We start from the raw sequence: 7,181 nt of genomic DNA, 5'->3' as shown, positions 1-7,181 counted from the left end.
CTGCGAGACGTGGACGAGGCCGTCCTTGGCGCCGAAGAAGTTCACGAAGGCGCCGAAGTCGACGACCTTCACGACCTTGCCGGTGTAGATCATGCCGACCTCGGGTTCCGAGGCGATCGACTTGATCCAGTCCTTGGCCGCGTCGATCTTCGCCTGGTCGGCGGCCGCGATCTTGATCGTGCCGTCTTCGCCGATGTCGATCTTGGCGCCCGTCTTCTCGACGATCTCGCGGATCACCTTGCCGCCCGAGCCGATCACTTCGCGGATCTTGTCGACCGGGATCTTGATGGACTCGATCTTCGGCGCGAACTCGCCCAGCTCGGCGCGCGGCGCCTGCATGGCCTTGTTCATCTCGCCGAGGATGTGGTCACGGCCGCCCTTCGCCTGCTCGAGGGCCTTCTTCATGATCTCCTCGGTGATGCCGGCGATCTTGATGTCCATCTGCAGGGACGTGATGCCGTCGGCGGTGCCCGCCACCTTGAAGTCCATGTCGCCGAGGTGGTCCTCGTCGCCCAGGATGTCCGAGAGGACCGCGAAGCCGTCGCTCTCGAGGATCAGGCCCATGGCGATGCCCGAAACCGGCTTCTTCAGCGGAACGCCCGCGTCCATCAGCGCCAGCGACGAGCCACAGACCGTGGCCATCGAGGACGAGCCGTTGGACTCGAAGATCTCCGAGACTAGGCGGATCGTGTACGGGAACTCCTCGTACGACGGCAGCATCGGGCGGATGGCCCGCCACGCCAGCTTGCCGTGACCCACTTCCCGCCGGCCCGGCGCGCCCATGCGGCCCGTCTCGCCCACCGAGAACGGCGGGAAGTTGTAGTGCAGCATGAACTTCTCGAAGTACTTGCCTTCGAGGGCGTCGATCAGCTGCTCGTCGTCGCCGGTGCCGAGCGTGGCCACGCACAGCGCCTGGGTCTCGCCGCGGGTGAACAGCGCCGAGCCGTGGGCCCGGGGCAGCACGCCCACTTCCGAGACGATCGGACGGACCTGGTCCACCGAACGGCCGTCGATGCGCTTGCCCGTCTCGAGGATCGAGCGGCGGACGATGTCGGCTTCCAGCTCCTTGAAGACGCCGATCAGCTTCAGCGGATCGATGCCTTCGGGGTTCGCTTCCGACTTGGCGAAGGTGGCGACCGCCTTTTCCTTCGCGGCCGTCAGGGCCGCGTGGCGATCCGACTTCTTCATGATCTGGTAGGCGGCCCGCAGGTCGTCCCCGATCACGTCCTTCACCTTGGCCTTCAGGGCCTCCGTGTCTTCCGGCTGGAAGTCGAACGGCTCCTTGGCCGCGTGTTCGGCCAGTTCGATGATCGCATCGATCACCGGCTGCATGCCCTTGTGGGCGAAGGTCACGCCGCCCAGGACCACTTCTTCGGTGAGCTCCTTGATCTCGGACTCGACCATCATCACCGCTTCGGCCGTGCCGGCGACGACGAGGTCCATGGCGCTGTCCTTCATCTCGTCGAGAGTCGGGTTCAGCACGTACTCGCCGTTGATGTAGCCGACGCGCGCGGCGCCGATCGGGCCCATGAAGGGCGCGCCCGACAGCACGAGCGCCGCCGAGGCCGCCACCATGGCGACGACGTCGGGATCGTTCTCGAGGTCGTGGGCCAGCACCGTGGTCACGACTTGGACTTCGTTCTTGAAGCCCTTCACGAACAGCGGGCGGATCGGACGGTCGATCAGGCGGCTGGTGAGGGTTTCCTTCTGCGAGGGCGCGCCCTCACGGCGGGGGAAGCTGCCGGGGATCTTGCCCGCGGCGTAGAACTTCTCCTGGTAGTTCACGGTCAGGGGGAAGAAGTCCTGCCCCGGCTTGGCGCTCTTGGCGAACACCGCGGTGGCCAGCACCATGGTCTCGCCGTAGGTGGCGAGGACCGCGCCGTCGGCCTGGCGGGCCATGCGGCCGGTTTCGAGCGTGAGGGTCTTGCCTCCCCACTCGATCGTCTTGCGCTTGATATCGAACATTCTAGCTTCTTTCTCATCCCGCGGGCGTATTCCCGGCGGGGGCGGACAGGGCGTCGGACTTCCGAAATCCTCTCCAGTCAAACAGGCAAGGCGAGGATTTCGTTCGAACCCTCACGGATGAAAAGGAACCCTGGCGTCCAGGCGTCCCTGGCCCGCCGCTTGGCCCTCCGGCCTGTCGCGGAGGAGCGGCGGAATACGTCGAGGGCCCGCCGGCGGCGCCGGGGGCCCTCGGAAAACCAACTAGCGGCGCAGACCCAGCTTCTCGATCAGGTCCTGATAGCGAGCCACGTCGGACTTCTTCAGGTGATCCAGCAGCGAGCGGCGCTGGGAGACCAGCTTCAGCAGGCCCCGGCGCGAGTGATTGTCCTTCTTGTGCGTCTTGAAGTGCTCGGTGAGGTTCGCAATCCGCTCGGAAAGGATCGCCACCTGGACTTCGGCGCTGCCCGTGTCCGCGTCGCCGCGGGCATGGGTCTTGATGAGTTCGGCTTTACGTTCGGCCGTAATCGACATCGGGTTTCTCCGCTCTTCAAAGATTGAAGACGCGCGAGGGTTCGAGCCGGCCCGCACGCATCTCGCAGAGCGCGACCACCGACCCGCCCGCCATCGCCGAAACGGTGCGTTCGCCCGGCCTGAGCCTGGCTTTCACCGCTTCAACCTGTCGGGGAACGAGAACGATCGACCGTCCCTGCTTCAATCGAAAGGCGTCTTCGTCGGTCACGGCCAGCGCCGGGATGTCGTCCAGCGCGGTCTCGACCGGAAGCAGGGCCTCCGATTGGCGGGCCTTATGCCCTAAATCCTCAAGGATATCCAGCGTCACAGCGTTCGCCTCGGTAAACGCGCCCACGCGCGTCCGACGCAGGTCGCTGACGTGGCCGCACGCGCCCAGCATCTCGGCCAGGTCGCGGACGATGGCGCGGACGTAGGTGCCCTTGCCGCATTCCACCTCGACCGTCACGTGGTCCGGGTCGGGGACGGCGGCGATGCGGGCCGTGTGGATGGTCACCGGCCGCGGCTGCAGCTCGACCGTCTCGCCGGCCCGGGCCAAGTCGTAGGCGCGCTCGCCGTCGACCTTGATCGCCGAGAACGCGGGCGGGACCTGCAGTATTTCCCCCAGGAACCTCGGCAGCACGGCTTCAACCTGCTCGGGCGTCGGCCGCACGTCCGAGCTCGCCAGCGTCGCGCCCTCGCGGTCGTAGGTGGCGGTCGTGCGCCCCCATTCGACCGTGAAGCGGTAGGCCTTGTCGGCGTCCATCAGGAACGGGACGGTTTTGGTCGCCTCGCCCAGGGCGATCGGCAGGACGCCGGTGGCCAGGGGGTCCAGGGTGCCGGCGTGGCCGGCCTTCTGGGCGTCGAAGATCCGGCGCACGCGGCTGACGGCCGTGGTCGAGCCCAGGTCGTAGGGCTTGTCGAGGTTCAGCCAGCCCGACACCGCCTGGCCGCGCTTGCGCCGGCCCATCAGTCCTCGTCCTTCCAGGAGTCCGATGGCGGCTGGGGCGTCAGGTCCTGGCGCACGCGGGGATCGTCGAACAGCTTCGCCATCCGCGCGGCCTCGTTGAAGCTCTCGTCGTGGCGGAAGTGCAGCTCGGGCGTGAAGCGCAGCTCGATCATCCGGCCGAGGTGGCCGCGGATGAAGCGCGCGTGCTTGTTCAGCGCCTTGACCACCTCGTCGGCGTTCTCGCCGCCCAGCGGCTCGACGAACACCATGGCGTGGCGCAGGTCGGGGCCGACGCGCACCTCCGTGACGGTGACCGAGACGCCGGCCAGGACCGGGTCGTTGATCTCCTCCTCCCGGAAGATCTCGACCAGGGCGTGGCGCACCAGCTCGCCGGCGCGCAGCTGGCGCTGGGACGGGCCCGTGGGCGCCCGACGGCCGGTGGATTGGGGACGTTTCATATCGCGGACCTCTCGAGCCTGAGGGGCGGATCGGACGCCCCCTGCAGGGAAGGGCGCGCTTCTAGGCGCGTGGGGCGTGCAAGTCCAGCGTCAGACCCGGACCTCGAAGTCCTTCACCTGGCCCTCGAACCCGGACAGCCGCCAGCGGTCGTCGACCCCCTGGGTGAAGTAGAGCAGGCAGGGGCCGCTCTTGCTCTTCGTCGCGCACATCCGGCCGTCCGGCAGCGGCTTCAACGCCTGGGAAATGGCGAGCGGCCCGGGGATCTTGGTCTGCGGCGTGTAGCCATAGTGCTCGGCCACGGCGCGGAACACCGAGGGCTGCACCAGGGTCTCGCCGGCGAGCTCCGCCAGGCCCGGCGCAAGGATCGCCGCCAGCGCGCCGAGGCGCTCGTCCTTGGCCCCTTCCGCCCGCAGCCGCCGCTCGATCTCGCGCTTCAGGGCGGACCGGTCGACATGGGCGTCGAAGGCCGCCTGGTCGTTGTCGCGGATGGAGATCAGCAGGGCGTGGACGTCGTTCGCGGCGTCCAGCTTGCGGATCGAGGCGCAACTGGCCAGCGCGATCGCCAGCAGGCTCATGAGCAGAATGCGCAAGGCGGAGGTCTCCTGGTGTCGAGCCACCTGACATAACTCGCGGGCGCGCTACAAGACGCTCCTATGGCTGAACCGATCCTGACGACCGAGCGCCTCGCCTTCCGGCCCTTCACGCCGGACGACTTCGACCTGATGGCGCAGCTCCATCGCGATCCGCAGGTGGGCCGGTACTTCGGCGGCGCCTGGTCGGACGAGAAGGTCCGCGAGGCGGTGGCGGAGTTCGCCGCCGAACACGCGGAACGCGGCCATTCCAAGTGGCTCGCGTTCACGCACGATGGCGCATTCGTCGGGCGCGCGGGCGTCAGCGTCTGGGACCACACGGGCGAGCTCGAGCTCGGCTACGCGCTGTTGCCGGCGTACTGGGGCCGGGGCCTCGCGACCGAAGCCGCTCGCGCCGTGGCCGCCTACGCCTTCCGCGTAACCGAGGTGGATCACCTGATCGGTTTCACCCACCTGCAGAACGTCGCCTCCCAGCGGGTGCTGGAGCGCATCGGCATGGTTCGACAGCCTGACGCCGACATCGGTGCGGGCGAGCCCGGCGAGCTCAGCGCGCTGTATCGGCTGGATCGGCCCTGAAACGAAGAAGCCCCGAGGCAGGCCTCGGGGCTTCGCATCGCTTGTCGCGAACGCCTAGAGCGACCGCTTCACCTCTTCGAGGTTGAAGCACTCGATGACGTCGCCGGGCTTGATGTCCTGGAAGCCCGCGAAGGCCATGCCGCACTCCTGGCCGGCCGGCACTTCGTTGACCTCGTCCTTGAACCGCTTGAGCGTCTGCAGGACGCCCAGTTCGAGGATGACGACGTCCTGGCGGATGATCCGGACGCGCGCGCCCTTGCGGACAACACCCTCGGTGACCCGGCAACCGGCCACCCGCCCGACCTTCGTGATGTCGAAAGCCTGCAGCACCTCGGCGTTGCCGAGGAAGGTTTCGCGCTGGATCGGCGCCAGCATGCCCGAGAGCACGCCTTTGATGTCGTCGATCAGGTCGTAGATGATCGCGTAGTAGCGGATCTCGACGCCTTCACGCTCGGCCAGGTCGCGGGCCTGCTTCGAGGCGCGGACGTTGAAGCCGAGGATCGGAGCGCCGGCGCCCTTGGCCAGCAGCACGTCGCTCTCGTTGATCGCGCCCGCCCCCGACAGGATGATCCGCGCGCGGACCTCGTCGGTGGCCAGCTTGTCCAGCGAGCCCACGATGGCTTCGGCCGAGCCCTGCACGTCGGCCTTGATGATGACCGGCAGCTCCGAGACCTTCTTGTCGGCCAGCTTGGCCATCATGTCGGCCAGCGAAGCCGAGGCGACCGGCGCGCCGGCCTTCTCACGCTTCACGCGCTGACGGTACTCGGTGAGCTCGCGGGCCCGGGCTTCGTTCTCCACGACCGCGAACGGCTCGCCGGGATCGGGCGTGCCGTCGAGACCCAGGATCTCGACAGGCGTCGAAGGCGTGGCCTCCTGCAGCTGCTCGCCGCGCTCGTTGAGCAGGGCGCGCACCCGGCCCCAGTTGGAGCCCGCCACCACGATGTCGCCGCGCTTCAGCGTGCCGCGCTTCACCAGCACGGTGGCCACCGCGCCGCGGCCCTTGTCCAGCTTGGCCTCGATGACCGAGCCGTCCGCAGTGCGGTCGGGATTGGCCTTCAGGTCGAGGATTTCGGCCTGCACCAGGATGTTCTCGATCAGGTCGTCGAGACCCATCTTCTGGGTCGCCGAGACCTCGACCGCCTGGGTGTCGCCGCCCAGGCTTTCGACGACGATCTCGTGCTGCAGCAGCTCGTTGATCACGCGGGTCGGATCGGCGTCGGGCTTATCGATCTTGTTGATCGCCACGATGATCGGGGCGCCGGCCGCCTTGGCGTGCTGGATGGCCTCGACCGTCTGGGGCATGACGCCGTCGTCGGCGGCCACCACCAGGATGACGATGTCGGTGACGTTGGCCCCGCGCATCCGCATGGCCGAGAACGCGGCGTGGCCGGGCGTGTCCAGGAAGGTCACGCGCTGGCCGCTCTCCAGGCGGACCTGGTAGGCGCCGATGTGCTGGGTGATGCCGCCGTGCTCGCCCGACACCACGTCGGTGCTGCGAAGCGCATCCAGAAGGCTGGTCTTGCCGTGGTCGACGTGGCCCATGACGGCTACCACCGGCGGGCGGCCGACCATGTGATCGTCGATGTCCTCGGCGCCGATGAAGCCCTCTTCGACGTCGGCTTCCGACACGCGCTTCACGGTGTGGCCGAACTCGGTGGCCACCAGCTCGGCGGTGTCGTTGTCGATGACGTCGTTGATCTTCAGCATCACGCCCTGACGCATCAGGAACTTGATGATCTCCACGCCGCGAGTGGCCATCCGGTTGGCGAGTTCGCCCACCGTGATGACGTCGGGGATGATGACCTCGCGGGCGACGCGCGCCTGCTCCTGGGCCCCACCCTTGCGCTTCTCGCGCTCGCGTTCGCGCGCCCGGCGGACCGAGGCCAGCGAGCGCATCCGCTCGGCGCCGTCGGCGTCTCCGGCCACGGCCTGGATGGTCAGACGGCCTTCGCGGCGGTTCGGCGCGCCCTTGGCGCGGCTGATCGCCTTGCCGTCGGCGCGGCGGCGCTCGTCCTCGTCGGGACGGCGGTCGAGATTGGCCGAGCCCGGACGCGGCGCCTGGCGGGCGGCGCGCTGGACCTCAGGGGTGGCCGGCGGAGCCGCGCCGGGGCCGCCCGGACGCGGGCCGCGGGGACCGCCAGGGCCGCCCGGACCAC

The 7,181-nt window shown here is 68.5% G+C and carries 7 protein-coding genes; 1 reads left to right on the top strand and 6 read right to left on the bottom strand.

Annotated elements, in window-relative coordinates:
* The 5 genes from pnp to RIF93_RS17110 form a co-directional block, all read right to left on the bottom strand.
* Positions 1–1,965: polyribonucleotide nucleotidyltransferase (gene pnp, locus RIF93_RS17130; RefSeq protein WP_309092665.1), on the bottom strand; the 1,965-nt coding region annotated here is incomplete at its 3' end.
* Positions 1,966–2,205: 240 nt separating this feature from the next.
* The gene (gene rpsO, locus RIF93_RS17125; RefSeq protein WP_309092664.1) at positions 2,206–2,475 is read right to left on the bottom strand and encodes a 30S ribosomal protein S15; all 270 of its coding nucleotides are present in this window, start codon (positions 2,473–2,475) and stop codon (positions 2,206–2,208) included.
* A 16-nt stretch (positions 2,476–2,491) separates the two neighbouring features.
* Positions 2,492–3,421, bottom strand: coding sequence for a tRNA pseudouridine(55) synthase TruB (gene truB, locus RIF93_RS17120; protein WP_309092663.1), 930 nt, complete (start codon positions 3,419–3,421; stop codon positions 2,492–2,494).
* The gene (gene rbfA / locus RIF93_RS17115) at positions 3,421–3,858 is read right to left on the bottom strand and encodes a 30S ribosome-binding factor RbfA (protein WP_309092662.1); all 438 of its coding nucleotides are present in this window, start codon (positions 3,856–3,858) and stop codon (positions 3,421–3,423) included. Before rbfA ends, truB begins: the two co-directional genes overlap by 1 nt.
* 90 nt (positions 3,859–3,948) lie before the next feature.
* Positions 3,949–4,449, bottom strand: a complete 501-nt coding sequence (locus RIF93_RS17110; protein ID WP_309092661.1) for a DUF2939 domain-containing protein — start codon at positions 4,447–4,449, stop codon at positions 3,949–3,951.
* Positions 4,450–4,512: 63 nt separating this feature from the next.
* Here RIF93_RS17110 and RIF93_RS17105 point away from each other — a divergent pair, with 63 nt between their 5' ends.
* Positions 4,513–5,025, top strand: a complete 513-nt coding sequence (locus RIF93_RS17105; RefSeq protein ID WP_309092660.1) for a GNAT family N-acetyltransferase — start codon at positions 4,513–4,515, stop codon at positions 5,023–5,025.
* Positions 5,026–5,079: 54 nt separating this feature from the next.
* Here the strand turns inward: RIF93_RS17105 and infB are convergent.
* Positions 5,080–7,181: translation initiation factor IF-2 (gene infB / locus RIF93_RS17100; RefSeq protein WP_309092659.1), on the bottom strand; the 2,102-nt coding region annotated here is incomplete at its 5' end.

The sequence above is a fragment of the Phenylobacterium sp. genome, from assembly GCF_031181185.1.
GTDB lineage: Bacteria > Pseudomonadota > Alphaproteobacteria > Caulobacterales > Caulobacteraceae > Phenylobacterium.
Note: the sequence above shows the minus strand (reverse complement) of the source record. Positions and strands in the feature narration are given on the sequence as shown.